The organism is Micrococcus sp. iso_229 (assembly GCF_058072725.1).
The window spans coordinates 1764388-1791158 of record NZ_CM176514.1 but is presented as its reverse complement, the minus strand read 5'-3'; the positions used below and the strand labels follow the sequence as shown (position 1 = coordinate 1791158).

Below are 26771 nucleotides of genomic sequence, written 5' to 3'. Positions count from 1 at the left end.
CCCGTGAGGGGAGGGCCCCCACCTCCGGCCGCAGGGGCCGGAGACCGACGACGGCGGACGCCCGCCGCGGAGCACGCCGGATCTTCCCCGGCGCCGCGACGACGGGTCCGCGTGGCCGAGTGCCGCGTCGTACGGGACGTCCCTGGTGCAGACCCCTGCTGCAGAAGAACAGGAGGACGGCCACATGGCTCGTCTTGCAGGCGTTGACATTCCGCGCGAGAAGCGCGTGATCATCGCACTCACGTACATCTACGGTGTGGGCAAGACCCGCGCTGAGGAGACCCTCTCCGCCACGGGCATCGACCCGAACATCCGCGTGAAGGACCTCTCCGACGAGCAGCTGGTGCAGCTGCGCGACCACATCGAGGGCAGCTACAAGGTGGAGGGCGACCTCCGCCGCGAGGTGGCCGCCGACATCCGTCGCAAGGTGGAGATCGGCTCCTACGAGGGCCTGCGCCACCGCCGCGGCCTGCCGGTGCGCGGCCAGCGCACGAAGACCAACGCCCGTACCCGCAAGGGCCCCAAGAAGACGGTCGCCGGCAAGAAGAAGTGATCCTGCACCGGCGGTGACCGCGTCCGCGTCCGGACGCCCCGCCCGCAGCATCAGCACCAGCAGCTTTCCCGGAGGAGAATCACATGCCCCCCAAGACTCGCGCATCGGCTGCCCGCAAGCCGCGTCGCAAGGCCAACAAGAACATCACCGTGGGCCAGGCCCACATCAAGAGCACGTTCAACAACACCATCGTGTCCATCACGGACACCACGGGTGCCGTCATCTCCTGGGCCTCGTCCGGCGAGGTCGGCTTCAAGGGGTCGCGCAAGTCGACCCCCTACGCCGCGCAGATGGCCGCCGAGCAGGCCGCCAAGCGTGCGCAGGAGCACGGCATGAAGAAGGTGGACGTCTTCGTGAAGGGTCCGGGCTCGGGCCGCGAGACCGCCATCCGCTCCCTGCAGGCCGCCGGCCTCGAGGTGGGGTCCATCCAGGACGTCACCCCCATGGCCCACAACGGCGCTCGCCCGGCGAAGCGCCGCCGCGTCTGACCTGAGCGCTGTGTCCGCGTCCGCCCCCGCCCGGGGCGGGCGCGGACAGGTCTGCGGACCTGCCCCCACCCCGTCCTCGTTTCCACCCACCGCGTGCGTCATATGGCGGACGCTCGCCGAAAGGAAATGTCCGTGCTCATTGCACAGCGCCCCACGCTGACCGAAGAGGTCGTCTCCGACCATCGTTCCCGGTTCGTCATCGAGCCCCTGGAGCCCGGCTTCGGCTACACCCTCGGCAACTCCCTGCGCCGCACTCTGCTCTCGTCGATCCCCGGTGCTGCCGTGACCAGCATCCGCGTGGACGGCGTGCTGCACGAGTTCAGCACCGTCAACGGAGTCAAGGAGGATGTCACCGAGATCATCCTCAACATCAAGAAGCTCTCCGTCTCCTCGGAGAACGACGAGCCCGTGGTGGCCTACCTGCGCAAGCAGGGGGCCGGCGTCGTCACCGCCGCGGACATCACCGCGCCGGCCGGCGTCGAGATCCACAACCCGGACCTGCACATCGCGACCCTGAACGCGAAGGGCAAGTTCGACATGGAGCTGACCATCGAGCGCGGTCGCGGCTACGTGACCGCCGCCCAGAACAAGTCCGCGGATGCGGAGATCGGCCGCATCCCGGTCGACTCCATCTACTCCCCGGTCCTCAAGGTGACCTTCAAGGTCGAGGCCACCCGTGTGGAGCAGCGCACCGACTTCGACCGTCTGATCCTGGACGTGGAGACCAAGGAGAACATGCTGCCGCGTGACGCGGTGGCCTCTGCCGGCTCCACCCTGGTCGAGCTGTTCGGCCTGGCCCGCTCGCTCAACGTCGAGGCCGAGGGCATCGACCTGGGCGACGAGCCCGAGGTCGTCGAGGGCTCCGCCGACCTGGCTCAGCCGATCGAGGAGCTCGAGCTCACCGTGCGCTCGTACAACTGCCTCAAGCGCGAGGGCATCCACACCGTGGGCGAGCTCGTGGGCCGTTCCGAGGCCGACCTGATGGACATCCGCAACTTCGGTGCGAAGTCCATCGACGAGGTCAAGGAGAAGCTCCAGGAGCTGGGCCTGTCCCTCAAGGACTCGCCGGCCGGCTACGACCCGCAGGCGCACGCGCGCCAGATGGACGACGACCCGTTCTCGGACTTCTGAGCCGATTCCGCACCACCTGACATCTTCGACCCGACGCCGCAGCCGGCTGAAGGGTCCCACCCGAGGAGAAACACCATGCCTACCCCCACCAAGGGTCCGCGTCTGGGCGGCAGCCCGGCCCACGAGCGCATCATGCTGGCGAACATGTCCGCCCAGCTGTTCGAGCACAAGTCGATCACCACGACGCTCACCCGCGCCAAGCGACTGCGCCCGTACGCCGAGCGCCTGATCACCTTCGCCAAGAAGGGTGATCTGCCGGCCCGCCGCAAGGTGCAGGGTCTCATCGCCGCCAAGAACCGCACCAACAAGGCGGTCGTGCACGAGCTGTTCACCGTGATCGGCCCCGCGATGGCCGAGCGCAACGGCGGCTACACCCGCATCACCAAGATCGGCAACCGCCATGGCGACAACGCGCCCATGGCCGTGATCGAGCTGATCATGGACCCGATCTCCGGCAAGCAGGCCGTGGTGCGTGAGGCCGAGCAGGCCGCCGCGTCCGCGCCGGCCGCCCCGGCCGAGTCCGCCCCGGTGGAGGCCGTCGACCCGGCCGCCACCGAGGAGGTCACCGTGGCCGAGTCGCAGGAGGCCGCCGCCGAGATCGACGGCGCCGTGCCCACCAACGAGGACGGCTCGGCTCCGGCCGAGGCGACCATCAAGGGCAACGCCAGCTCGAAGAAGTACCACGTCCCCGGCTCGCGCTGGTATGACCAGACCACCGCCGAGGTCTGGTTCTCCACCGTCGAGGAGGCCAAGGCCGCGGGCTTCGAGCCCGCCGGTGGCGAGGCCGCCCAGAAGATGGCCTGACGCCATCGCCTGAGTCCGCGTCCGTCCCCGTGACGGCGCATCGGCGAGGGCCGTCCACCACTCGGTGGGCGGCCCTTCGCCGTCCCCGGCCCCGCCCCGCTGAGAGGAGCAGCATGAGCGAGCAGCACCGCCCGGACGCCCCGCCGGCGCCCGGGGAAACCGCGTCCGTGCGAGTCCGCCTGGACCTGGCCTACGACGGCGGCGCCTTCCACGGCTGGGCCCGCCAGCCCGGTCTCGACTCGGTCCAGGGTGCGCTGGAGGACGGGCTCGAGCGGATCCTGCGCCGGCCCGTGCGCACGGTGGTCGCCGGCCGCACCGACGCGGGGGTGCACGCGCGCGGCCAGGTCGCCCACCTGGACCTGACCGAGACGGAGTGGGCGGGCCTGACCCGCGGCCGGCCCGGCCTGGAGCCGGCCGCCTCCCTCACCCGACGCCTCGGCGGGGTGCTCTCCGGGTGGGGCGGGGCCGTCGTCGTGCACGGGGCGGGGCGGGCCCCCGCGGGCTTCGACGCGCGGTTCAGCGCGCTGTGGCGCGAGTACGAGTACCGGATCGACGACGCACCCGCCGCGCGTGATCCGCGCACGCGGGGCTTCACCCACTGGCGCGGCGCCGCCCTGGACGATCGCCTCATGGCGCTGGAGGCCGACGCCGTTCTCGGACTGCACGACTTCCTGTCCTTCTGCCGGCCCCGCGCGGGCGCCACGACCATCCGCGAGGTCCAGCACCTGGAGGTGCGACGCGATGAGGACGGCGTCGTGCGCGTCCGGATCCGGGCCGACGCGTTCTGCCACAACATGGTCCGGGCGATCGTCGGGGCGCTGCTCCAGGTGGGGGAGGGGGCACGCGAGCCCGGTTGGCTCGCGCGCCGGGTGGCGAGGCCGGCCCGCGACTCCGAGGTGCGCCTCGCCCCGCCCGGGGGGCTGACGCTGCTCGCCGTCGGCTATCCCGACGAGGCGGAGGAGCTGCGCCGGCGCGCCGAGGGCACCCGGGCGAAGCGGACCCTGTGAGCCGGGGTGGCCCGCGGTGGCGGCTTTTGGCTCCGGGGCCCGCGTTCGGTAGGATGGGGGGACGTTGCGCATGCCCGCACCCGGATGCGTCGTGCCGCGAGTGGCTCAGTTGCATGGCCTTCAGCTCGCGCCGCACCCCCGGGGCATCGGGCCCGGACGCCTTCCAGCCCTCACCTGGGGGACCGGCGCGCACGGAGAACTGACAGCGCGAGCGCGCCGGAATCACGACCCGGCGGGCAGGTGCTGTGGACCACCACCGACCCTGAAGGCAGACAACGTGCGTACGTACTCTCCCAAGCCTGGTGACGCCGACCGTCAGTGGCACATCATCGATGCCACCGACGTCGTCCTCGGCCGCCTGGCCTCCCACACCGCCACCCTCCTGCGTGGCAAGCACAAGCCGACGTTCGCCCCCCACATGGACATGGGCGACTACGTCATCATCGTGAACGCCGAGAAGGTCGCCCTGACCGGCGCCAAGCTCGAGAAGAAGCGCGCCTACCGCCACTCGGGCTACCCGGGCGGCCTGAAGTCGCAGTCCTACGCCGAGCTGCTCGAGACCAACCCGGTCCGCGCCGTGGAGAAGGCCGTCAAGGGCATGCTCCCGAAGAACTCGCTGGCCGCCCAGCAGCTCTCCAAGCTGAAGGTGTACAAGGGCGCCGAGCACCCGCACACCGCCCAGCAGCCCCAGACCTTCGAGATCGGCCAGGTCGCCCAGTGACCCCGGCGGGCCACTGACGCAGACCTTCCCTGAGGAGAACCATGAGCATCAACGAGAACGACGACGTGGAGCTGACGAGCTACACCTCTGAGTCCACCGCCACCGCCGAGGCCCCCGTCGCCTCCGAGCGCCCGGCCCTGACCGTGCCCGGCTCCGCCGTCGGCCGCCGCAAGGAGGCCGTGGCCCGCGTGCGCCTCGTCCCCGGCTCCGGCCAGTGGACCATCAACGGTCGCGCCCTGGAGAACTACTTCCCGAACAAGCTGCACCAGCAGGAGGTCTCCGACCCCTTCACGCTGCTGGAGCTGACCGGCGCCTACGACGTGATCGCCCGCATCCACGGCGGCGGCCCCTCCGGCCAGGCCGGTGCGCTGCGCCTGGGCATCTCCCGCGCCCTCAACGAGATCGACCGCGAGCACAACCGCCCGGCGCTCAAGAAGGCCGGCTTCCTGACCCGCGACGCGCGCGTCATCGAGCGCAAGAAGGCCGGCCTCAAGAAGGCCCGCAAGGCCTCGCAGTTCTCGAAGCGCTGATCCTGCGCCGCACGGTGTCCCCACCGTGCCCCCGCCGACGCCCCGTCCCGCTCCTCACGAGCGGGGCGGGGCGTCCGCCGTCTCCGTGGGCCGGCGGCACCTGACCCAGAGGCAATACGACGACGCATGGCGACGACGCCCTGACGGGCCGCTCGCCCGTCCCCCGCACCCGTGGCGAGCACGGCACGGAGCACGCCGCGCAGGCCCCCTTCGCCGTGACCCGTGACGACGCCGCCGAGGTGGACGAGATCCGGGAGCTCGGCCGCACGCTCGGCGGGGAGAAGAAGACCCCCACCCCGGACCCGCGGGCCTGGCGTGAGGGCTACCCGTACAAGACCAAGCTCAGCCGCACGAGCGACGAGCGACGCAAGCGTGAGCTGCAGATCGAGCTGCTGAAGATGCAGCTCTGGGTCAAGGAGACCGGCCAGAAGGTCCTGATCATCTTCGAGGGCCGCGACGCCGCCGGCAAGGGCGGCGCCATCAGTGGCCCAGCGTGAGCAGCTCAACCGCTTCGCCGCGCGGGAGACCGACCCCGTGCGTCGCTGGAAGCTCTCGCCCACCGACCTGGCCTCCCTCGACAAGTGGGACGACTACACGAACGCGAAGGAGGCCATGTTCTTCTCCACGCACACGGCCGACGCCCCGTGGGCCGTCGTGAAGTCCAACGACAAGAAGTGCGCCCGTCTCGAGGCCATCCGCCATGTGCCGCACACGCTGCCCTACCCGGACAAGGACGAGCGCATCGTCCACCGCCCCGACCCGCAGATCTGCAGCCCGGCCAACGAGCTGGCCGAGTACGGCGAGGTCTCCGGCGGATCGTTCCCGCGCGTGCGCTGACCGGGCCGCACACGACGGCGCCCCTCACCGGACGGTGAGGGGCGCCGTCGTGTGCGGGGGCGGGTTCAGCCGCGCTCCTCCTCCAGGTACTCCGGGGTGACGTGCGCGTCGTCGAAGAGGTTGTCCGCCCCGAAGTCCTCCGAGACGTGGTACTCACCCGAGGCCAGGGAGAGGCGGACGTCCTCGCGCAGGATCGGCAGCTTGGCGTAGAACGCGTCGCCGCAGCAGCTGGTGGCGGTGACGTCGCGGTGGCCGATGATGCGGGACGGCGGCAGCTCGTACTGCTGGCAGATGTAGGCGACGAGCGGCACCAGGCCGGCGTAGAGGCTCTGCGGCGGCGGGTTCAGCATGTACAGCCCCTCGCACTCGATGCCGAGCGCATACGCGTTGAAACCGAGCGCGTGGACGCCGAGCATGAACGTCTGTCCGCCCTCGAGCGCGTGCCGGGAGCCGTGGCGGCCCTCCATCGCGAAGCCGCCGCGGGAGACGGTGAAGTGCTGCCCGGTGTCGCCCCAGTCGTTCGCGGGGCTCATGTGCGCGTTCTGGACCACCTGCGCGATGCTCTCCGCCGCCTCCCGGGAGCCGTCCGTGACGTTCGGAGTGGTGGTGTGGTGGATCACCAGGTAGGAGGGGCGCTCATTCAGGGTCTGCAGGTAGTAGTTGGGCTGCATGGCGCCCCACTGCGCGGTGGTGACGATGTCCGGGGCGGGCAGGCGGGTGGCCTGCTCGTCGCCCTCCGAGCTCTGCTCGGCCTGCTCATCACGCCCGCAGCCGGCCACGCCGGCGGCGATCGCCAGGCCCGTGCCGCCCAGCACGCTGCGGCGCGTCCAGGAACGGGAGGGCGGGGGCGGGGTCACGTCGGGCATGGATCGAGGTCCTTCGGGTTCGGGGCGGGGCCTCCCGGGCGGATGTGAGCGGACGGGCGCGCGGCCGCGGGGGCTCGACCGGTCCGATGCTACCGCCCCCCGGCCCGTTTCGTGACCCTCCCGTGATGCAGGCCCCAGTGGCGGCCCTTACACTGACTGATCATGTCGAGATTGTTCGGAACCGATGGCGTCCGTGGCCTGGCCAACGAGACCCTCACCGTGGAGTTGTCCGTCCAGCTGGCCCAGGCCGCCTCGCCCGTCCTCGGCGCGGAGGCATTCGACGCCGGCCGACGCCCGGTCGCCGTCGTGGCCCGGGACCCGCGCATCAGCGGTGAGTTCATCGCGGCCGCCGTGCAGGCGGGCCTGGCGTCCTCCGGCGTGGACGTGTGGGATGCGGGCGTGCTGCCGACCCCCGCCGCCGCCTATCTCGTGGGGGACCTGGACGCCGACTTCGGCGTGATGATCTCCGCCTCCCACAACCCGGCCCCGGACAACGGCATCAAGTTCCTCGCGCGCGGCGGCGAGAAGCTGACCGACGCGCAGGAGGACGAGATCATCCGTCACCTCGAGGGTGTGACGCCGCGGCGGCCCCAGGGCGCGGACGTGGGCCGCGTGCGCGTCTTCGCGGACGCCGAGGACCGCTACGTCGTCCACCTCCTGCAGACCCTCCCGCACCGGCTGAACGGGCTCAAGGTCGTCTTGGACTGCGCACACGGTGCGGCCGCCGGCTGCTCGCCCGAGGCGTTCCGCGCCGCCGGCGCGGAGGTCGTCGTGATCGGCGCGTCCCCGGACGGGCTCAACATCAACGACGGCTACGGCTCCACCCACCTCGAGAAGCTCCAGGCGGCCGTGCGCGAGCACGGCGCGGACCTCGGCATCGCGCACGACGGCGACGCCGACCGGTGCCTCGCCGTGGACGAGCGCGGCGAGGTCGTCGACGGCGACCAGATCATGGGCGTCATGGCCGTGGCACTCAAGGACCGCGGCGTCCTGCGCGACGACACCCTGGTCGTGACCGTCATGTCCAACCTGGGCCTGAAGCTGGCCATGGGCCGGGAGGGCGTCCAGCTCGTCGAGACCCAGGTGGGCGACCGCTACGTCCTGGCCGGCATGAAGCTCGGCGACTACTCGCTCGGCGGCGAGCAGTCCGGCCACGTGATCTTCTCGGACCACGCCACCACCGGCGATGGGGTCCTCACCGGCCTGCAGCTCGCCTCCCGCGTCGCGGAGACCGGCGCCCCGCTCTCCGAGCTGGCCGCGGTGATGGACCGGCTGCCCCAGGTCCTCGTGAACGTGCGCGGCGTGGACAAGTCCCGCGCCGCCGAGGACGAGGCCGTCCAGGCGGCGGTGGCCGAGGCGGAGGCCCGCCTCGGCGAGACCGGCCGCGTGCTGCTGCGCCCGTCGGGCACGGAGCCGGTCGTGCGCGTCATGGTCGAGGCCCCGGACGAGGAGACCGCCGGCCGGGAGGCCCAGGTGCTGGCCGACGTCGTGCAGCGCGAGCTGCGCCTGCACGACTGACCGGACCGATGACGTCGGACGCGTCCCCCCGGCCCCGCCGCTGGACCCTGTTCGCGGGGCTGCTCGCAGGGCTGGCGGTGGTGTGGTCGGCCGCGTTCCTCGCCGTGGACGCGCCCGTGTGCGCGCGGCAGAGCGCCCCCGTGGAGTGGTTGCCGTGCCTGGATCCGGACCGGCAGGACTCGGAGGTCGCCCCGGACGCCGGGTCCAGCGCGCACCGGACGACGTCGCGCCCCTGAGGGCACGGCCCCCGCGCCGCCGAGGGCATGAAGGAAGGGCCCGGGGCGACTCGCGTGAGTCGTCCCGGGCCCTTCGGCGTCGGACAGGGGGAGGTCAGAGGGCGGTGGTCCCGGAGGTGGGGCCGCCGCGGCGCTCGGCGAGCAGGTCGCGGATCTCGGTGAGCACGGCGACGTCAGCGGCCACCTCCTCCTCGGCGGGGTCGATGCCGAGGCGGCGGTTGCGGGCCTCGCTCATCTTGTTCATGGGCATCACGATGGCGAAGTACACGGCCGCGGCGATGAGCAGGAAGTTGACGATGGCGGTGAGCAGCACACCGAACTTCACGTCGTTGCCGTTGAGGGTCAGCACGGCGAACGAGTCGAAGTTCGGCGAGCCCACGGCGGCGGCGATGAGCGGCATGAGGACCGCCTCGACGAGCGCGTTCACGATCTTGCCGAAGGCGGCGCCGATGATGACGGCGACGGCAAGGTCGATGACGTTGCCCTTCATGATGAAGTCTTTGAATCCCTGGAGCATGGGGAGAATCCTACGGGTGACGGAGGCGGCGCGGTACAGGGTCGAGCGAGTCGTGCGTCTCAGTCCGCATAGTCGGGCGCCGGAGGCAGACCCCACGCGGTCTCGAGGACGCCGCCGGCCGCCTCGACCCGGGCCGCCTCCGCGGACCCGACGTAGCGCAGGTGCCAGGGCTCGTGGTCGAAGCCCGTCACGTCCTCGGCCCCGGCGGGATAGCGGATGACGAACCCGTACTCGGCGGCGTGCGCGGCCACCCAGCGGCCCGCGGCGGTGTCGCCGAAGCACGCCTCCAGGTCACACGCGGGGGTCGCGGCGTCGCCCACGTCCCAGGCCAGGCCGGTCTGGTGCTCGGAGTACCCCGGACGCGCCGAGACGCGGTCGGCCTCGGCGCGGCCCAGCTCGTCGACCCAGTGGCCGTACGTCCGGACCTGGTAGTCGTACGAGCGGTAGGCGCTCAGGGTGGTGAGGTCGTGGCCCGCCGCCGCGGCCGCATCCAGCAGGTCACCGGCCGCCGTCGCGGCCTCCGCCCGCAGGGGCAGCTCGCTGCCGGGCACGGCCACCAGATCCGAGGGCGCCCAGTCGGGCGGGGCCACGGGGCGGGTCTTGTTCACGACGACGTCGAGGGCGGCCGGGTCGGCGTGCGTGTTCGACGACGGCGCCGCGCTCGAGGCGGCGCCGGACGACGCGGCCGCGCTCGAGGAGCCGGCAGCCGGCGTCGCCGAGGACGGGCCTGCGGCGGGCGTGCCGCAGCCGGCCGCGAGCAGCGCGAGCGCGGCCAGCGCGGCGAGGGGGAGGGGGCGACGCATGGATCAGACCTTCCTCAGCAGCACGCGGGTCACCTCGTGCTGCGCGTTCTTCGTGAGCACCAGCCGGGCGCGCCCGCGGGTCGGGCGCACGTTCTGCTCGAGGTTCGGGCCGTTGATGGAGTCCCAGATGGACTCGGCCGTCGCCTGAGCCTCGGCGTCCGACAGGGAGGAGTACCGGTGGAAGTAGCTGCGCGGGTCGGCGAAGGCCCCCGAGCGCAGACCCATGAACCGGTCGATGTACCAGGACCGGATCCAGGACGTGCGAGCGTCCACGTACACCGAGAAGTCGAAGAAGTCGGAGACGGAGAGCCCGGCGGTGCCGTCCGCCCGCGTGCGCGGCGGGGCCAGCACGTTGAGCCCCTCCACGATCAGCACGTCGGGACGGTGCACCACCTGCTCCTCGCCCGGCACGATGTCGTAGGTGATGTGCGAGTACACGGGCGCGCGCACCTCCTGCGCGCCGGACTTGACGTCCGCCATGAAGCGCAGCAGCGCGCGGCGGTCGTAGGACTCGGGGAAGCCCTTGCGGGACATGATGCCGCGCTCCTGCAGCACCGCGTTGGGGTGCAGGAAACCGTCCGTGGTGACCAGCTCGACGCGGGGCGTCGTCGGCCAGCGGCGCAGCATCTCCTGGAGCACGCGCGCCGTCGTCGACTTGCCGACGGCGACCGACCCGGCCACCCCGATCACGTACGGGGTGCGCTCCGTCCGCTCGCCGAGGAACGCGTTGGTCGCGCTGCGCAGGGCCGCGGAGGCCTCCACGTTGATGCTCAGCAGGCGCGAGAGCGGAAGGTAGACCTCGGCGACCTCCCGCAGGGACAGGTGCTCGCCGAGGCCGCGCAGACGCTCCACGTCCGCCTGGTCGAAGGGCTGCGCCATCTCCGAGGCGAGACGGGCCCAGGTCTGGCGGTCCAGCTCCACGAAGGGGGAGCGCTGGTGGCCGTCCGGCACGGCGTCCGCGGACTCGTCGGGGCCCACGAGGGGCAGCTCGGAGGTCGGGGGGGTGTAGGTCACCCGATCCATTATGGCCGCGGCCCGCCCGGAGCGGGCCCCCGCGTGACGTCACAGGGCCCGGATAGGATCGGCCCATGCGCGTTCTCGTGACCGGCGGCGCCGGATACCTGGGATCCCATACCGTGCTCACGCTGCTCGAGGCGGGCCACGACGTCCTCGTCCTGGACAGCCTGGTCACAGCGACGACGACGTCGCTCGAGCGCGTCGCCGAGCTCGCCGGAACGCGCCTGGGCGGGTCGCGGCTGCGCCTGCACGTGGCCGACATCCGCCGCCCCGAGGACTATCGCGGGGCGCTCGCGGACTTCGGTCCGGCCGCACTCGTGCACTTCGCCGGGCTGAAGTCGCCCACCGAGTCGATGACCCGCCCCGCCGCCTACTACGACGTGAACGTGGGCGGCACGGCCGCCGTCGCAGAGGCCGCGCTCGCGGCCGGCGCCCGCACGGTCCTGTTCTCCTCCTCCGCGACCGTGTACGGCGACCGCGCGCCGGTGCCGGTCGCCGAGGACGCCGCCACAGACCCGGTCTCGCCCTACGGGCACTCCAAGCTCATGGCGGAGCAGGTGCTGCGCGACGTCTGCGCCACGGTCGACGGCGGCGGGCTGGCGATGCTGCGCTACTTCAACCCGGTCGGCGCGCATCCCTCCGGGCGGCTGGGCGAGGACCCGAGCGGGGTGCCGGCGAACCTCATGCCCTTCGTGGCGCGGGTGGCCTCCGGCGCGTACCCCGAGCTGCGGGTGTTCGGCGCGGACTTCGACACGCGCGACGGCAGCGCCGTGCGCGACTTCATCCACGTGATGGACCTCGCGGAGGCGCACGTGGCCGGGCTCGAATGGCTCGCGGCCCGGGTTGCGAACGGGGGCGGCACGACGACCCGGGTCTGGAACATCGGCCGGGGCGAGGGCGTCACCGTGTTCGAGATGGTGCGCGCCTTCGAGGCGGTCACGGGCGGCCGCATCCCCTACCGCGTGGTCGAGCGCCGGCCCGGGGACATCGCCGAGTCGTGCGCCGCCGTGGACGCGATCGGCGCCGAGGTGGGCTGGCACGCCCGACGCGATGTGACCGCGATGGTGCGGGACCTCTGGGCCTGGCAGGAGGCCAACCCCGCGGGGTTCTCGTCCCGGACGGAGTGAGACGGCCCGCCGTGCGCCGAAGTCGGGTCCGGCCCGGTATTCTCGTGCGCATGTGCGGAATCGTCGGATACATCGGCCAGCCCCAATCGGATCGTGAGCACGGCGCTCTCGACGTCCTGATGGAGGGCCTGCGCCGTCTTGAATACCGCGGATACGACTCCGCCGGTGTGGCCGTGGTGGACGGCGGTCAGCTGTACCACCGGAAGAAGGCGGGCAAGCTCGCCAACCTCGCCGGGGAGCTCGCCGAGCACCCCATCCCCACCGGCCTCGTCGGCATCGGCCACACCCGGTGGGCCACCCACGGCGGCCCGACCGACCGCAACGCCCACCCGCATGTGGCGGACGAGGGCCGGCTGGCGCTGATCCACAACGGCATCATCGAGAACTACGCCGAGCTGCGCGAGGAGCTGCTCGCCAAGGGCGTCGAGTTCCTCTCCGAGACGGACACCGAGGTGGCCGCCCACCTCCTCGCCGACGTCTACCGGCACGCGGCCGGCCAGGACCTGACCCGCGCCATGCAGCTGGCCTCCCAGCGCCTCGAGGGTGCCTTCACCCTGCTGGCCGTGCACGTGGACCACCCCGACCGCGTGGTGGCCTCGCGCCGCAACTCGCCGCTCGTCGTCGGCCTGGGCGAGGGGGAGAACTTCCTCGGCTCGGACGTCTCCGGCTTCATCGACTTCACCCGCGAGGCCATCGAGCTCGAGCAGGACCAGGTCGTGACGATCACGGCCGACGCCGTCGAGATCTCGGACTTCCGGGGCGGCCCCGCCGAGGGCAAGCGCTTCACCGTGGACTGGGACGCTTCGGCCGCGGAGAAGGGCGGCTTCGAGACCTTCATGGAGAAGGAGATCCACGACCAGCCCCAGGCCGTGCAGGACACCCTGCTGGGCCGCACGGACGCCGCCGGCGCCCTGATGCTGGACGAGCTGCGGATCGACCCCGAGGAGCTCAAGGCCGTCGACAAGATCATCGTCCTGGCGTGCGGCACGTCCGCCTACGCGGGCACGGTGGCCAAGTACGCCATCGAGCACTGGTGCCGGATCCCCGTGGAGGTGGAGCTCTCCCACGAGTTCCGCTACCGCGACCCGATCATCGACCCGCACACCCTCGTGGTGTCCATCTCCCAGTCCGGCGAGACCATGGACACCCTCATGGCGGTCCGCTACGCCAAGGAGCAGGGCGCCCGCACCGTGTCCATCTGCAACACCAACGGCTCCACGATTCCGCGCGAGTCGGACGCCGTGCTCTACACGCACGCCGGCCCCGAGATCGCCGTCGCCTCCACCAAGGCGTTCCTGGCGCAGATCACCGCCGCCTACCTGCTGGGCCTGTACCTGGCCCAGCTGAACAAGAAGCTGTTCAGCGGCCAGATCAAGGACATCCTGGCGGACCTCGGGGCGATCCCCGGCAAGATCGAGGAGATCCTCGCCGGCAAGGACCAGGTCAAGGAGCTCGCCCGCTCCATGGCCGACGCCACCTCCGTCCTGTTCCTCGGCCGCAACGTCGGCTACCCGGTGGCCATGGAGGGCGCGCTCAAGCTCAAGGAGCTCGCGTACATCCACGCAGAGGGCTTCGCCGCGGGCGAGCTCAAGCACGGCCCGATCGCCCTGATCGACGACGGTCAGCCGGTCTTCGTGGTCATGCCCTCGCCCCTGGACCGTCACTCGCTGCACGCCAAGGTGGTCTCGAACATCCAGGAGGTCCGCGCCCGCGGCGCCCGCACCTTCGCCGTCGCCGAGCGCGGCGACGCGGCCGTGCGCGGCCAGGCCGAGGTCGTCTTCGAGGTCCCCGAGACCCAGCCCATGCTCATGCCGCTGCTGACCACGGTTCCGCTGCAGATCTTCGCCCTCGAGCTCGCCACGGCGAAGGGCTACGACGTGGACCAGCCGCGCAACCTCGCCAAGTCCGTCACGGTGGAGTGATCCGCCGCTGAGCGATGACGGCGCCCGCCCCTCTCTCCGGGGGCGGGCGCCGTCGGCTTTCCGGTCTCCTGTGGCCGGCGCCCGGGTCCCCGTCGCAGCGGCGTCGCGGGCTAGAGTGTGACCACACCCGATTGGGTGATCGATGTCACATCCTCCGAAAGGACGCCTCGATGCGCCCCACCCGCCGCCAGTTCGCCCAGGGCATGGCCGCCGGTCTCGCCGGCCTCGCGCTGCCCTCCGCCGTCGCCTCCTCCGCCGTCGCCGCCCCGCAGGGTCCGAACCCGCGCTCCGGCCGCGGCCTGGACGAGCGGGCGATCCAGACCGCCCTCGACGCCGTCGTGCAGTGGCCCGCCGTCGGTGCCGTCTGTTCCGTGGTGGGCCCGGCCGGCCGCTTCGACACCGCCTCCGGCACCCGCGGCCTGCACGCGAACGCGCCGGCGCGGGCGAACTCGGTGGCCCGGATCGCCTCGGTCACCAAGGGCATGGTCGCCACCGTCGCCCTGCAGGAGGTCGAGCGCGGCACCCTGTCCCTGGACTCCACGATCGGTGACGTCCTCCCGGGCCTGTGGCCCGACGTCGAGGACCGGGTCACCCTCTCGATGCTCCTGAACCACACCTCCGGCATGCCGGACGCCATCTGGGTGATCATGCGCGGCCAGTCCCTCTTCGAGCTGGACTTCGACGAGCTCGCGGACGTCGTCTCCCGCTCCTACGGCCAGCGTGAGCTCGTCGAGCTGGCGAAGCAGGCCGACTGGTGGTTCGAGCCCGGCACCGACTACGGCTACTCCAACACGGGCTACGTGGTGGTGGAGATGATGGTCGAGGCCGTCACCGGCCGCCGGATGCCCGAGCTCATCCGGGAGCGCGTCTTCCGCCCCGCCGGCATGCACCGCACCCGCCTCGAGCACGGCACCCTCGTCCGCGGCGCCGAGATGCAGGACGCGGCCGTGCGTCCGCACGAGGCCAAGGCCCTCGAAACGATCGACCAGTCGATCTTCGCCTCGGCCGCCGCGGTGAACACCACCGCCGCGGACGTCACCCGCTTCTATCAGGCCCTCATGCGCGGCGAGCTGGTCTCGCAGCAGACCGTGGACCTCATGGTCACCCCTGTCGGCCCGGCCGCCCAGGCCGGCTACGGCTACGGCCTGTTCCTGGTCGCGGACCCCGCGCCGGAGCACGCCGGCGAGGTGCTGGTCGGCCATGACGGCGCCGGCTTCGGCTCCGTCTCCCTGGCCCTGTGCTCCCGCGACGGCGAGCGCGTGTTCGCGTTCACCTACATCGGCCGGCCCTACTGGCAGGACGGCTGGGACGAGGTGTTCTCGAAGGAACTGGCGCTGATGCGCACCGCATTCGTGGTCAACGCCGCGGACGCCCCGGCCTCCCGCGACCGCCTGGTCCGCGGCGGTGCCGCCGCCTCGCGCCGTGCCGTGGCGGACATGGCCGCCCGGGGCGCCCGACTCGTCTGAGCGGATCGACGTCCCGGGACGGTGTCCGCCCGCGCCAGTAGACTCCCCGAGGAGGCCCGCCACACCCGGCGGGCCGCACGACGAGACCCCGGAGAGTCATGCACACAGTGGAGATCGGCCAGCCGTACCCCCTCGGGGCCACCGTGGACGAGACCGGCACCAACTTCGCCCTCGCGGTCTCCCGCGAGGTGGAGGCGGTCGAGCTGTGCCTCGTCGCCGACGACGGCACGGAGACGCGCATCCCCCTCGAGGAGCGGCACGGCACCACATGGCACGCCCACGTGGCGGGCATCGGGCACGGGCAGCGCTACGGCTACCGCGTGCACGGCCCCTGGGACCCCGCCCGCGGCCTGTGGCACAACCGGGCCAAGATCCTCGTGGACCCGTACGCGCGGGCGTTCACCGGCGACTACGAGTGGGGCCAGCAGCACCACTCGTACGACTTCGACGAGCCGGACCGCATCGACACCTCGGACAACCTGGGCACGAGCATGCTCGGCGTCGTCGTCGCCGAGGACTTCGACTGGGGCGATGACGCCCCACCCGCCGTCGAGCTCACGGACACGGTGATCTACGAGACCCACGTCAAGGGCATGACCAAGCTGCACCCCGCCGTCCCGGAGGAGCTGCGCGGCACCTACGCGGGCATGGCCCACCCGGAGGTGGTCCGCCACCTGACCGAGCTCGGGGTGACCGCCGTCGAGCTGATGCCCGTGCACCAGTTCGTCAACGACGCCACCCTGCAGGAGAAGGGGCTGAGCAACTACTGGGGCTACAACACGCTCGGCTTCTTCGCCCCGCATGCCGCCTACGCCTCCTCCTCCGAGGTGGGCGGCCAGGTCCGCGAGTTCAAGCAGATGGTGAAGGACCTGCACGCCGCCGGTCTCGAGGTGATCCTCGACGTGGTCTACAACCACACGGCCGAGGGCAACGACAAGGGCCCCATGCTCAGCCTGCGCGGGCTGGACAACGCCGGCTACTACCACCTCGTCGAGGGCGACGAGCGGCACTACATGGACTACACCGGCACGGGGAACTCGGTGGACCTCTCCAGCCCCAAGGCCCTCCAGCTGGTCATGGACTCCCTGCGCCACTGGGTCACCGAGATGCACGTGGACGGCTTCCGGTTCGACCTGGCCACCACCCTCACCCGGGTGGAGGGGGAGCAGGGCCCGGACATGTTCTCCGGGTTCTTCGACGTGGTCCGCCAGGACCCGGTGCTGCGCACCGTCAAGCTCATCGCCGAGCCATGGGACGTGGGCTGGGGCGGCTACCAGGTGGGCAACTTCCCCGGCCTGTGGTCCGAGTGGAACGGCATGTACCGGGACACGGTGCGCGACTTCTGGCGGGGCGAGCCCGGCACCCTCGGCGAGTTCGCCACCCGCCTGACCGGCTCGGCCGACCTCTACGAGGGGGACGGACGCAGCCCCGGCGCATCCGTGAACTTCGTCACAGCCCACGACGGCTTCACCCTGCGTGACCTCGTCTCCTACAACGAGAAGCACAACGACGCCAACGGCGAGGACAACAACGACGGCGAGGCACACAACCGCTCGTGGAACTGCGGCGTCGAGGGGGAGACCGACGACCCCGAGATCGTGACGCTGCGCGCCCGCCAGCGCCGCAACTTCCTGGCCACCCTGCTGATCAGCCAGGGCGTGCCCATGATCAGCCACGGCGACGAGCTGGGCCGCACCCAGGGCGGCAACAACAACGCCTACTGCCAGGACAACGAGATCTCGTGGATCGACTGGTCCACCATGGACGACTCGCTCGTGGCGTTCACCCGCGACCTGATCGCGCTGCGCCGTGACCACGCGGTGTTCCGCCGTCGCCACCACTTCGACGGTCGCCCCGCGGCCCGCGACGTCGAGGCGCCCCTGCCGGACATCGTGTGGCTCGAGCCGGACGCGACCCCCAAGACGGAGGACGACTGGGGCGCCGAGGCCCGGTCGATCGGCTTCTACCTCAACGGGCACATGCTCACCCGCGGGGACGAGGACGGGGAGGAGCCCTACCGGGACTTCTACGTCCTCATGAACGCGTGGTGGGAGCCCGTGCCGTACACCCTGCCCGGGCCCACGTTCCCGGCCGAGTGGGAGGTCGTCGTGGACACCTCGTCCCACGTCGCCCCGAGCGGCTCGCACCCCCGCGTGCGCGCCGGGGACGTGCTCGAGGTCCAGGCCCGCTCCACCGTCGTGCTGCGGCAGGTCCCCGAGGGCGCATGAGCGCGCAGGCCGACCGGGGGCGCGTCCGCCGTGGCCTGCCGCGGTGGGCGCGGGCCCTCTGCGCCACCGTGGCGACGCTGGCGGCGCTGGGACTGGCCTTCGGCGCGGGGTGGGCCACGCACGCCGTGACGGACCCGCACCCGGACGACGCACCGCGCGTGGACGCCCTCCTCGTCCTCTACAGCCAGCCCCGCGTCTATGACGCCGCGATCGAGCTCGCCGCGTCCGGCGTCACCGACCGGCTCTTCGTCTCCGCGTACCTGGGGCCGGACGGGCACGAGAAGCTGTGCGGCGGCCCGGAGGAGCGCGACCCGCGGTTGGCCGGCGTCACCGTCGAGTGCTTCGCGCCCGATCCGGTGACCACCCAGGGCGAGGTCATCCACGCGGCCGACCGCATGCGCGAACTGGATCTGCACCACCTGGGCGTGCTCACCTTCCACCAGCACGTGGAGCGCGCGCGGCTGCTGGCGGAGCGGTGCTTCACGCCCGAGGAGGGCCGTGTGTCCCTGTACGCGTTCGACGCCGGTTTCGACCGGCTCGGCCGCCTGCGGCACGGCGTCTACGGCGTGCTGGCCAACGGGAAGGCGATGCTCACGCCGGGCTGCGACCAGCAGCTGCCCGGCGTGCTGCAGTGGCCGCTGGACCTGGCCAAGCGACTGCGCGGGCAGCCCGTCGGGGACGAGGCCGGCGCCGTCGTCGTGGGCGCCCGGCGGGCGGGGGCGGCATGATCGTCGGCGTGGGGGTGGACGTGGTGGACGTCCCGCGGTTCCGGGCGCAGCTCGAGCGCACGCCGGCGCTGCGCGCCCGCCTGTTCACCGCGGAGGAGCGGGACCTGCCGCTGCGCTCGCTGGCCGCGCGCTTCGCCGCCAAGGAGGCGATCGCCAAGGCCATGGGCGCCCCGCCCGGGATGATGTGGCACCACTGCTGGATCCCGCGCCCGGACCACGGCGACGGCCGCCCCACCGTGCACCTGACCGGCACCGTCCAGGCCCAGGCCGAGGCCCTGGGCATCACCCACTGGCACCTCTCCCTCAGTCATGACGGGGACGTCGCCACCGCCTACGTGGTCGCCGAACGCCGCGCGGCCGAGGAGGAGCCCGCATGACCGCCGATGACCTGACCCACATCGCCCTGACCGGCTCGGCCGTGCGCACGGCCGAGGAGCCCCTGCTCACGGCCGGCCGCGGCCCGGAGCTGATGCGCGCCGCCGCCTGGGCCCTGGCCGAGCACGCCGCCGCCCTGCTGCGTGAGCGCGGCCCGGTGGCCGGGACGATCGTGGCCGCCCTCGTCGGCCCCGGCAACAACGGCGGGGATGCGCTGTTCGCCCTGGCCTTCCTGCGCCGCCGGGGCGTGGCCGCGGTCGCCGTGCCCGTCCGCCGGGACGACGACGGCGCCCCGCGCTGGCACGCCGAGGGCTGGGCTGCGCTGCGAGCGGCCGGGGGACGCCGCGCCGACGCGGTGCCGCCCGAGGCCGCGCTCGTGGTGGACGGCGTGCTCGGCACGGGCTGCACCGGCGAGTATGAGCTGCCCGCCGCGGCGCGCGCCCTGCCGGCGGACGCGCTCGTGCTGGCGTGCGACGTGCCCTCCGGCGTGGACGCGGACACCGGCGAGGTGCGGGGGGAGGCCCTCCGCGCGGACGCGACCGTGACGTTCGGCGCCCTCAAGTCCGGCCTCGTCCTCGGGGAGGGGGCGGCGCGCGCGGGCACCGTGCACGTGGTGGACATCGGGCTGGGACCCCACCTGCCGACGTCGCCGGCCGCGCGGCTGGGCGTGATGGACGAGGCCGCCGCACGTGCCGCCCACCCGGCGCCCGCAGCCGAGGCCCACAAGTACACGCGCGGCGTGGTGGTCGTCGTCGCCGGATCGGAGCGCTACCCGGGGGCCGCCGTGCTCGCGAGCGCGGGCGCGCTGCAGACGGGCGCGGGCATGGTGCACCATTCCGGCCCGCAGACCACCCGGGACCTGGTGCTCGCCGCCCACCCCGAGGCGCTGGTCTCGGCGGAGGGGCCCGAGCCGTCGCGCGCGGACGCCTGGGTGGCCGGTCCCGGCCTGGACACCGAGCACGACGCGCGGCGGCGCTGGGCCGGCGTCCTCGCCGCACTCGAGGAGCGGCCGGAGGCGGCCCTGCTCGCCGACGCCTCCGCCCTGGACCTGGTCACCGCCGCCGAGCTGCGGTCGCTGCGCGCGGCCGGCACGCCCGTGGTCCTGACGCCGCACGCCGGGGAGTGGTCCCGCCTGCGCGAGCGCGTCCCCGCGGACGGCGCGGACGCCGCCGACCCGCTCGCGGCGCTGCGGGCGTGGACCGCTGCGCACGGGGCCACCGTCCTGCTCAAGGGCCCGCGCACCCTCGTGGTCGCCCCGGACGGCGAGGCATGGGTCGTGACCGGCGGCGGGCCCGAACTCGCGATGGGCGGGACCGGCGACGTGCTCTCCGGGGTGATCGGCGCCGTCCTGGCCGCGGACGTGGCGCGGCGCTCGCGGGCGCGCCGGGCCGGGGAGGATCCGGGCCCGGCGCCCACGGCTCGGCTCGCGGCGGCGGCCGCCTGGCTGCACGCCCGGGCCGGGGCCGACCAGGCCCGCGCCGGGCGGATCACCACGGCCACGCTGCCGGCCGCGCTGGGCGTGCGCGTCGCGCACCTGTGGTGGCCGGACGACGCCGAGCCGGAGGCCGTCCGATGAGCCGCGCCGACGTCAGCCCGGCGGACACCGAGCGCGCCGCACGCATCGACCTGGCGGCCGTCCGGCACAACGTGGGCGTGCTGCAGGAGCGGATCCGCCGTCCCGACGGCAGCCGGCCGCTGCTGACCGCCGTCGTCAAGGCCGACGCCTACGGCCACGGCGCGGTGGCCGTCGCCCGCGCCGCCGCGGCCGCCGGCGCGGACCGGCTCGGCGTGGCCCACGTGCGCGAGGCCCTGGCCCTGCGCGCGGCGGGGGTGCGCCTGCCCGTGCTCGCGTGGCTGCACACCGGGGCCACGGACTTCGCCGCCGCGGTGGAGGCGGAGGTGACCCTCGGCGTCTCGGGCTGGGACCTGGACGCCGTCGCCGACGCCGTCCGCGGGCTGCGGGCCCGCGGCGGGGCCGGACCCGAGGCCCGCGCCGTCCTGCACCTGAAGGCGGACACCGGCCTGGGCCGCCACGGCTGCACGCCCGAGCGGTGGCCCGCGTTCGTCGCGCGTGCCGCCGAGCTCGAGGCCGCGGGCCTCGTGCGGGTGGAGGGCGTGTTCTCCCACCTCGGCGTGGCGGACGAGCCGGACCGGGCCGCCGAGACCACGGCGCAGCTGCTGCGGTTCGAACGGATGGCCGCCGAGGCCGCCGAGACGCTCGGCCACCCGCTGCTGCGGCACCTGGCCAACACGCCCGCCACCCTCGCCCGGCCGGACACGCACCTGGACATGGTGCGCGTCGGCCTGGGCCTGTACGGGCTCTCCCCGTTCGCGGACGTCACCGCCGCCGAGCTCGGGCTGCGCCCGGCCATGTCCCTCGTCACCGTCCTGGCCAACGTCAAGGCCGTCCCTGCCGGGCAGGGCGTGTCCTACGGGTTCCGCCATGTCACGGCGGAGCCCACCACCCTCGGGCTCGTGCCCGTCGGCTACGCCGACGGCGTCCCGCGCGTCGTCGAGGGCACGCGCGTCCACGTCGGCGGCCGGACCGTCCCCGTGGTGGGCCGCATCGCGATGGACCAGTTCGTGGTGGACCTCGGCCCGGACGCCGCGGACGCGCCCGGCGACGCCGTCGAGCTGTTCGGACCGGCCTCCGGCATCCCGGTGGAGGAGTGGGCCGCGGCCGCCGGGACGATCAACTACGAGCTGGTGACCCGCATCGGAGGCCGCGTGGACCGGCAGCATGTTGACCCCACGCCGACCCAGGAGGCCCGCCCATGAGCGACCACGCGATCCCCGCCCCCGGCCCGACCCTGCCGGAGCCCGTGCTCACGGCGACGGTCCCGCTCGAGGGCGCCGACGGCACCCGGGCGTTCGGCCGCGCCCTCGCCGGGGTGCTCCGCGCCGGCGACGTGCTGATCCTCACGGGCGACCTCGGCGCGGGCAAGACGACCTTCACCCAGGGGCTGGCCAGCGGATTCGGCGTGGCCTCCGGCGTGGTCTCGCCGACGTTCGTCCTCTCCCGCGTCCACCCCGCCCCGGCCGACGCCCCGGCGGGCACCCCGGACCTCGTGCACGTGGACGCGTACCGGCTGCGCTCGGCGGGGGAGCTCACGGACCTCGACCTGGACGCGAGCGTGGACCGCTCCGTGACCGTCGTCGAGTGGGGCCGGGGCATGGCCGAGTCCCTCGCCGGGTTCCCCGAGGACCCGGACGCCTCGTGGCTGGACATCGAGATCGTCCGGGCCCGCGGGGGTGAGGACGCCCCCGCGGCCTCGGCGGGGGAGGGTGAGGACGGCATCGTCACCGACTTCTCCGACGAGGACGGGGGCCAGGCCGAGGAGCTGCGTTCGGCCGTCGTGACCGGCCGCGGCCCGCGCTGGGCCGGCGTCGTGCTTCCGTAGACTGGCCGCCATGGCCCTGCTCCTCGCGATCGACTCCTCCGCCGCCGCCTCCGTCGCCGTCCTGCGGGACGGTGAGGAGCTCGCGCGCTGGGCCACGGACGACACCCACGCCCACGCCGAGGTGCTCGCCCCCGCGGTGCAGACCGTGCTCGGTGAGGCCGGCGTCACCGGCACCGCGCTGGATGCGCTCGCGGTCGGCGTCGGCCCCGGACCCTTCACGGGACTGCGCGCGGGCCTGGCGACGGCGGCCGCCCTCGGCCTGGCGTGGGACGTGCCCGTGCACGGGGTCCGCAGCCTCGACGCGCTCGCCCACACGGCCGGCGTCGACGCCTTCCGTCACGGGATCGAGGAGTTCGTGGTCGCCACGGACGCCCGCCGCCGCGAGGTCTACTGGGCCCACTACGCGCAGGTCGGCGGGCAGCCGACGCTGCTGCACGGCCCCTTCGTCTCGCCGGCGGACGAGGTCACCCCGCTGCCCGTCTACGGCGCGGGGGCCGGGCTCTACCCCGAGGCGCTGCGCGCGGTGCCGGGCTGGGAGGCGGCCACGCCGTCCGCCGTCGGGGTGGGGCAGGTGGCCGAGCTCGCCCTGCGGCGCGGCCGCGGCCTCGTGCCGGCCGAGCCGCTCTACCTGCGCGAGTCCGATGCCAAGGTCCCCGGCCCCCGCAAGCGGGCGGGCGCGTGAGTCCGGCCGAGCCGGCCCCGACCGGTGACGGGCGCCCCGCCGAGGACGGGCACGGGCTGCCGCCCGGGTACCTGCTGCGCCCCATGACCGTGTGGGACGTCCCCGAGGTGCTCGCCCACGAGGCCACGCTCTTCCCGCTCGACGCCTGGCCCGCGCACTTCTACGAGGAGGAGCTCGCCCAGACCGGCCCCGCCGGCGGGCGGGACGCGCACGGCCGCCCGCCCACCCGGGACTACCGCGTGGTCGTCCGCGACGTGGCCGCGCCCGGCGCCGCGGACGACGACGGCCCCGCCCCCGGCGAGATCGTCGGCTACGGCGGGATCATGGTGGTCGGCGACGTCGCCGACGTGCAGACCGTGGGCACGGTCGCGGCGGCGCAGGGGCGGGGGATCGGGGCGGCCCAGCTGCGCTGGATGGCCGCGGAGGCCGCGGCGCGCGGCGCGAGCGCCCTCATGCTCGAGGTCCGGGCCTCCAACGCCGTCGCCCGGCGACTCTACGCGCGCCACGGATTCGAGGAGCTGCACGTGCGTCGCCGCTACTACCCGGGCGGCGAGGACGCCGTGATCATGCGCAAGGCCCTGTGACCGGGCCGCTCACTAGACTGGAGCCCATGCCCACCGCCACCGCAGCCCCCCTCGTGCTCGGCATCGAGTCCTCCTGCGACGAGACCGGCGTCGGCGTCGTCCGCGGCACCGCCCTGCTGGCCCACGAGGTCGCCTCCTCCGTGGAGGAGCACGTGCGCTTCGGCGGCGTGATCCCGGAGATCGCCGCCCGCGCGCACCTCGAGGCCCTCGTGCCCACGATCCGCCGCGCCCTGGACACCGCCGACGTCACCCTCGCGGACCTCGACGCGATCGCCGTCACCTCCGGTCCGGGTCTGGCGGGCGCCCTCATGGTGGGGGTCGCGGGGGCCAAGGCGTTGGCCACGGCCCTCGGCACGCCCCTCTACGGCATCAACCACCTCGTGGCGCACGTGGGCGTCGGGATGCTGGACGGCGTGCGGCCCGCGGCGTGGGACGACCTGCCCGCGGACCTGGGCGCGCTGCTCGTCTCCGGTGGGCACACCGAGATCCTGCGCGTGGGCCGGATCAGCTCCGAGGTCGAGCTGCTGGGCTCGACCATCGACGACGCGGCCGGCGAGGCGTACGACAAGGTCGCCCGGCTCATCGGGGCGGGCTACCCCGGGGGCCCCGTGATCGACCGGCTCGCCGCCGAGGGCGATCCGACGGCCTTCCGCTTCCCGCGCGGGCTCACCGCGGGCAAGTTCGTCGGCAGCGCCGAGGAGCCCGGCCCGCACCGGCACGACTGGTCCTTCTCCGGGCTGAAGACCGCCGTCTCCCGCGCCGTGGAGCAGTTCGAGGCCCGCGGCCTCGAGGTGCCGCGCGCGGACATCGCCGCCTCCTTCCAGGAGGCCGTCGCGGACGTGATCACCGCCAAGGCCGTCCGCGCCTGCCGCGAGCACGGGCTCACCCACCTGATGCTCGGCGGCGGCGTCGCGGCGAACTCGCGCCTGCGCGCCCTGCTCGCCGACCGGTGCCGCTCCGCCGGCATCGAGCTGACCGTCCCGCCCGTGAACCTGTGCACCGACAACGGGGCGATGGTCGCCGCGCTCGGCGCACGCCTGGTGCGCGACGGCGTCGCCCCCTCCGACGCGTGGTTCGGCGCGGACCCGGGACAGCCGGTCGAGGTCGTCAGCGTCTGACCGCGCCCGGCCTCTTGCCGCCACGCCCGCGCGTTCCGTAGACAGGGCCCATGACCGGCCATGAGCACCCTCGCCCCGGGTCCACCTCCGCCGCCGTGGACGAGCAGATGCTGGAGGACTTCCTCAATCAGCACCTGCTCGGCTCACGCTCGGGTGTGAAGGCGTTCCGCGCCGCCGAGCAGACCTGGGCCGGCACCCCGCAGGAGGCCGCGCTGCGCCGCCTCGGCGACGCCGTCCAGGACGACCAGGACCGCCTCGAGGCGCTCATCGGCGAGCTGGGCCTCCGCACCCCGCTGGTGGACCGGGCCGCCGGCGCGGCGGCCGAGGTCGGTGGACGCCTCAACCCCGTGAACGCGCTGCGCACGCGCGGCTCCGGCTGGACGCAGATCGAACTGGACCTGCTGCAGGGCATGCTCCAGGCCAAGTCCGCGATGTGGGACGTCCTCGAACAGCTCGCGCCGCACCTGCCGGCGGTCGACGCCGCCGAGATGCATGCCCTGCGCCAGAGGGCCGCCGACCAGCAGCGCGAGGTCCAGCGCATCACCTCTGCCACCCTCGAGGGACGGTTCCTGGCCGGCTGAGGCCCGGGCTACTCCTCGCCCGTCTGGTGCTCCTCGGGGCCGCCGCCGTGCACCTCGGCGGGCAGCTCGGCCACCGGGGCGACGACGACGTCCTGCAGCTTCCAGTCCAGGGCGGTGACCGCGTCCCGCAGCGCGCAGCAGCGGGCCACCGTCACGTCCGCCCCCTCGTGCGGCACCACGAACATCTCGACGTGGAACACGTGGCCCTCGTCCCGGACGCGGGCGCCCGCATGGCGCACCCACGGCTCCGCCCAGGCGACCCGCTCGGCACGGTCGATGAGCGGGTGTGGCCGGGCGCCGTCGATCGTGGCGGCGCGGCGATCCGCCAGGTTCGTGACGGCCTCCTTCAGGTTCTTCCAGCCGTCCAGCAGGATGCTCACGCCCACGAAGATCGCCGCAGCGGAGTCCGCCCACCACCAGCCCAGGCCGATGCCGGCCACGCCGACGATGGTCGCCACGCCCGTCTGCCAGTCCGCCTTGTTCATGTCCGCGTCCGCGTACAGCACGCGGTCGTGGAGCTGCTCGGCCAGCCTGAGCTTCTTGTGGCCGAGGATCATGGGCCCCGGCACGGACAGGGCCATCACGGCCATCATGAACCAGCCCTGCCACACGGTGTGCCCGAACAGGTCGAACGTGCCGATGGGCGGGTGCTCCGCCGTCACCAGGCCCAGGATGGAGTCGCCGACGAGGACCACGCCCATCACGGACAGGGCGACGGCGGCCACGAGGTGCCCCACCCCGACGGACCGGTGAGAGCCGTAGGGCCGGGCCCGCGTCGGGGCCATGCGGGCCACGCGCAGGGCGATGAGGAACGCGATCGGCGGAATCAGGGAGAGCAGGTCCTCGATCCACGCGGCCCGCATGGCCTGCGAGGAGCCCATCACGATCGCCACGAGGACGATCGTGACCACGATCACCCCCAGCGTCGCCCATTCGAGCCGCTTGGCCTGCTGGACCACGCGCTCGATCTCCGGGGGCAGCTCCGTGGCGCCGAACCGGCGCCCGCTCGGCCCCTTCTCGCGGGTGTCCTGCCGCGTCATCGGGCAGCCTCCGCTGCGCGCTGGTCGAAGTACGACTCGAGGGCCGTGAGCATCTGATTCTCACCCAGGGGCACGGCCATCACGAGCTTCACCGGCTCGCCGTCCGGACCCTGCGCCTCGGCGTAGTGGCGGGTGATGCTCGCGTGCGACGTCCACGGGGACGCCGAGGTCAGGCCGCCGGCCACCAGGTCCATGTCGCCCTTCTCCAGCGCGGTCATGAGCGCCTCCTCCCCGGCCACGGTCCACTCGACGCGTGCGTCGTGCGCCGCCGCGAAGCCGCGGATCAGGTCGGGCTCGGGGCCGACGGGCTCGGCGCCCGAGGCGTCCACGTGGGGCGGGTGGTGCACGACGCCGGCGCGCAGCACCCCGCCCGTGACGCGGTCCAGGGTGCCCTCCGGGTCGGCGGGGTAGCCGGAGGAGGTGCAGGCGGTGAACCCGAGGGCGGCGCTCCCGAGCAGGCCCGTCAGGGCGGTCCGGCGGGTGAGGGTCAT

At 73.5% G+C, this 26771-nt stretch carries 28 protein-coding genes and 1 pseudogene; 23 read left to right on the top strand and 6 right to left on the bottom strand.

Annotated features, from left to right (window positions below; all coding sequences use genetic code 11):
- The first annotated feature begins 184 nt into the window (after window positions 1-184).
- The 8 genes and pseudogenes from rpsM (at window position 185) to AC3RKA_RS08180 (ending at window position 6071) form a co-directional block, all read left to right on the top strand.
- Window positions 185-553 (top strand): 30S ribosomal protein S13, encoded by a 369-nt coding sequence (gene rpsM, locus AC3RKA_RS08215; RefSeq protein WP_002857511.1) that lies wholly within the window; start codon window positions 185-187, stop codon window positions 551-553.
- Between the two features lie 83 nt (window positions 554-636).
- Entirely contained in the window at window positions 637-1041 is a 405-nt protein-coding gene (gene rpsK, locus AC3RKA_RS08210) for a 30S ribosomal protein S11 (RefSeq protein WP_002857513.1), read from the top strand.
- 132 nt (window positions 1042-1173) lie between these two features.
- Entirely contained in the window at window positions 1174-2172 is a 999-nt protein-coding gene (locus AC3RKA_RS08205; RefSeq protein WP_002857515.1) for a DNA-directed RNA polymerase subunit alpha, read from the top strand.
- Window positions 2173-2247: 75 nt separating this feature from the next.
- On the top strand, window positions 2248-2976 hold the full coding sequence (gene rplQ, locus AC3RKA_RS08200; protein WP_002857517.1) for a 50S ribosomal protein L17, sunset domain variant: 729 nt from the start codon (window positions 2248-2250) through the stop codon (window positions 2974-2976).
- 113 nt (window positions 2977-3089) lie between these two features.
- Window positions 3090-3983 (top strand): tRNA pseudouridine synthase A, encoded by an 894-nt coding sequence (locus AC3RKA_RS08195; RefSeq protein ID WP_489727109.1) that lies wholly within the window; start codon window positions 3090-3092, stop codon window positions 3981-3983.
- A gap of 277 nt (window positions 3984-4260) precedes the next feature.
- Complete coding sequence (gene rplM / locus AC3RKA_RS08190; RefSeq protein ID WP_002857519.1) at window positions 4261-4704, top strand: 50S ribosomal protein L13; 444 nt, start codon at window positions 4261-4263, stop codon at window positions 4702-4704.
- A gap of 41 nt (window positions 4705-4745) precedes the next feature.
- Window positions 4746-5234, top strand: coding sequence for a 30S ribosomal protein S9 (gene rpsI, locus AC3RKA_RS08185; RefSeq protein ID WP_002857521.1), 489 nt, complete (start codon window positions 4746-4748; stop codon window positions 5232-5234).
- 140 nt (window positions 5235-5374) lie between these two features.
- Window positions 5375-6071 (top strand): annotated as a pseudogene (locus AC3RKA_RS08180) (polyphosphate kinase 2 family protein).
- 65 nt (window positions 6072-6136) lie between these two features.
- Here AC3RKA_RS08180 and AC3RKA_RS08175 read toward each other — a convergent pair.
- Window positions 6137-6937 carry a peptidoglycan recognition protein family protein gene (locus AC3RKA_RS08175; RefSeq protein WP_065573558.1) on the bottom strand — a complete coding sequence of 267 codons (801 nt, stop codon included), beginning with the start codon at window positions 6935-6937 and terminating at the stop codon, window positions 6137-6139.
- 162 nt (window positions 6938-7099) lie between these two features.
- Between AC3RKA_RS08175 and glmM the strand changes: the two genes are divergently transcribed.
- Together glmM and AC3RKA_RS08165 are read left to right on the top strand one after the other, a co-directional pair.
- A complete protein-coding gene (glmM, locus tag AC3RKA_RS08170; protein WP_489727108.1) occupies window positions 7100-8455 on the top strand; it encodes a phosphoglucosamine mutase in 1356 nt (451 codons plus the stop codon).
- An 8-nt stretch (window positions 8456-8463) separates the two neighbouring features.
- The gene (locus AC3RKA_RS08165) at window positions 8464-8691 is read left to right on the top strand and encodes a hypothetical protein (protein ID WP_489727107.1); all 228 of its coding nucleotides are present in this window, start codon (window positions 8464-8466) and stop codon (window positions 8689-8691) included.
- Window positions 8692-8785: 94 nt separating this feature from the next.
- Here AC3RKA_RS08165 and mscL read toward each other — a convergent pair whose 3' ends face one another.
- From mscL to coaA, 3 genes are read right to left on the bottom strand one after another with little or no spacing between them, the layout of a single operon-like run.
- Complete coding sequence (gene mscL, locus AC3RKA_RS08160) at window positions 8786-9208, bottom strand: large conductance mechanosensitive channel protein MscL (RefSeq protein WP_489727106.1); 423 nt, start codon at window positions 9206-9208, stop codon at window positions 8786-8788.
- A 59-nt stretch (window positions 9209-9267) separates the two neighbouring features.
- Complete coding sequence (locus AC3RKA_RS08155) at window positions 9268-10011, bottom strand: M15 family metallopeptidase (protein WP_489727105.1); 744 nt, start codon at window positions 10009-10011, stop codon at window positions 9268-9270.
- Window positions 10012-10014: 3 nt separating this feature from the next.
- Window positions 10015-11025, bottom strand: coding sequence for a type I pantothenate kinase (gene coaA / locus AC3RKA_RS08150; protein WP_002857535.1), 1011 nt, complete (start codon window positions 11023-11025; stop codon window positions 10015-10017).
- 74 nt (window positions 11026-11099) lie between these two features.
- Here coaA and galE point away from each other — a divergent pair, with 74 nt between their 5' ends.
- From galE to AC3RKA_RS08085, 13 genes are all read left to right on the top strand, one after another.
- Window positions 11100-12155 carry a UDP-glucose 4-epimerase GalE gene (gene galE, locus AC3RKA_RS08145; protein ID WP_002857537.1) on the top strand — a complete coding sequence of 352 codons (1056 nt, stop codon included), beginning with the start codon at window positions 11100-11102 and terminating at the stop codon, window positions 12153-12155.
- A 50-nt stretch (window positions 12156-12205) separates the two neighbouring features.
- Window positions 12206-14077 (top strand): glutamine--fructose-6-phosphate transaminase (isomerizing), encoded by a 1872-nt coding sequence (glmS, locus tag AC3RKA_RS08140; protein WP_036335094.1) that lies wholly within the window; start codon window positions 12206-12208, stop codon window positions 14075-14077.
- 170 nt (window positions 14078-14247) lie between these two features.
- Window positions 14248-15543: a serine hydrolase domain-containing protein gene (locus AC3RKA_RS08135; protein WP_489727104.1), complete on the top strand. Its 1296-nt coding sequence runs from the start codon at window positions 14248-14250 to the stop codon at window positions 15541-15543.
- 98 nt (window positions 15544-15641) lie between these two features.
- On the top strand, window positions 15642-17771 hold the full coding sequence (gene glgX, locus AC3RKA_RS08130; RefSeq protein WP_222958480.1) for a glycogen debranching protein GlgX: 2130 nt from the start codon (window positions 15642-15644) through the stop codon (window positions 17769-17771).
- Window positions 17768-18499, top strand: coding sequence for a hypothetical protein (locus tag AC3RKA_RS08125; protein WP_489727103.1), 732 nt, complete (start codon window positions 17768-17770; stop codon window positions 18497-18499). The genes glgX and AC3RKA_RS08125 overlap by 4 nt, the downstream gene beginning before the upstream one ends.
- The gene (locus AC3RKA_RS08120; RefSeq protein ID WP_049160506.1) at window positions 18496-18876 is read left to right on the top strand and encodes a holo-ACP synthase; all 381 of its coding nucleotides are present in this window, start codon (window positions 18496-18498) and stop codon (window positions 18874-18876) included. Before AC3RKA_RS08125 ends, AC3RKA_RS08120 begins: the two co-directional genes overlap by 4 nt.
- Entirely contained in the window at window positions 18873-20450 is a 1578-nt protein-coding gene (locus tag AC3RKA_RS08115; RefSeq protein WP_489727102.1) for an NAD(P)H-hydrate dehydratase, read from the top strand. The genes AC3RKA_RS08120 and AC3RKA_RS08115 overlap by 4 nt, the downstream gene beginning before the upstream one ends.
- The gene (gene alr / locus AC3RKA_RS08110) at window positions 20447-21652 is read left to right on the top strand and encodes an alanine racemase (protein WP_489727101.1); all 1206 of its coding nucleotides are present in this window, start codon (window positions 20447-20449) and stop codon (window positions 21650-21652) included. Before AC3RKA_RS08115 ends, alr begins: the two co-directional genes overlap by 4 nt.
- Entirely contained in the window at window positions 21649-22275 is a 627-nt protein-coding gene (gene tsaE, locus AC3RKA_RS08105; protein ID WP_049160271.1) for a tRNA (adenosine(37)-N6)-threonylcarbamoyltransferase complex ATPase subunit type 1 TsaE, read from the top strand. The genes alr and tsaE overlap by 4 nt, the downstream gene beginning before the upstream one ends.
- A gap of 10 nt (window positions 22276-22285) precedes the next feature.
- Window positions 22286-22957 carry a tRNA (adenosine(37)-N6)-threonylcarbamoyltransferase complex dimerization subunit type 1 TsaB gene (gene tsaB, locus AC3RKA_RS08100; protein WP_206397556.1) on the top strand — a complete coding sequence of 224 codons (672 nt, stop codon included), beginning with the start codon at window positions 22286-22288 and terminating at the stop codon, window positions 22955-22957.
- Window positions 22954-23541 (top strand): GNAT family N-acetyltransferase, encoded by a 588-nt coding sequence (locus AC3RKA_RS08095; RefSeq protein WP_489727100.1) that lies wholly within the window; start codon window positions 22954-22956, stop codon window positions 23539-23541. Before tsaB ends, AC3RKA_RS08095 begins: the two co-directional genes overlap by 4 nt.
- 26 nt (window positions 23542-23567) lie before the next feature.
- The gene (tsaD, locus tag AC3RKA_RS08090; protein ID WP_136939909.1) at window positions 23568-24659 is read left to right on the top strand and encodes a tRNA (adenosine(37)-N6)-threonylcarbamoyltransferase complex transferase subunit TsaD; all 1092 of its coding nucleotides are present in this window, start codon (window positions 23568-23570) and stop codon (window positions 24657-24659) included.
- 50 nt (window positions 24660-24709) lie between these two features.
- Window positions 24710-25240, top strand: a complete 531-nt coding sequence (locus AC3RKA_RS08085) for a hypothetical protein (protein WP_489727099.1) — start codon at window positions 24710-24712, stop codon at window positions 25238-25240.
- A gap of 8 nt (window positions 25241-25248) precedes the next feature.
- On the opposite strand, the gene AC3RKA_RS08080 is transcribed toward AC3RKA_RS08085, so the two are convergent.
- Together AC3RKA_RS08080 and AC3RKA_RS08075 are read right to left on the bottom strand one after the other, a co-directional pair.
- Window positions 25249-26280, bottom strand: coding sequence for a cation diffusion facilitator family transporter (locus AC3RKA_RS08080; protein WP_489727098.1), 1032 nt, complete (start codon window positions 26278-26280; stop codon window positions 25249-25251).
- Window positions 26277-26771 carry an ABC transporter substrate-binding protein gene (locus AC3RKA_RS08075; RefSeq protein ID WP_489727097.1) on the bottom strand — a complete coding sequence of 165 codons (495 nt, stop codon included), beginning with the start codon at window positions 26769-26771 and terminating at the stop codon, window positions 26277-26279. The genes AC3RKA_RS08080 and AC3RKA_RS08075 overlap by 4 nt, the downstream gene beginning before the upstream one ends.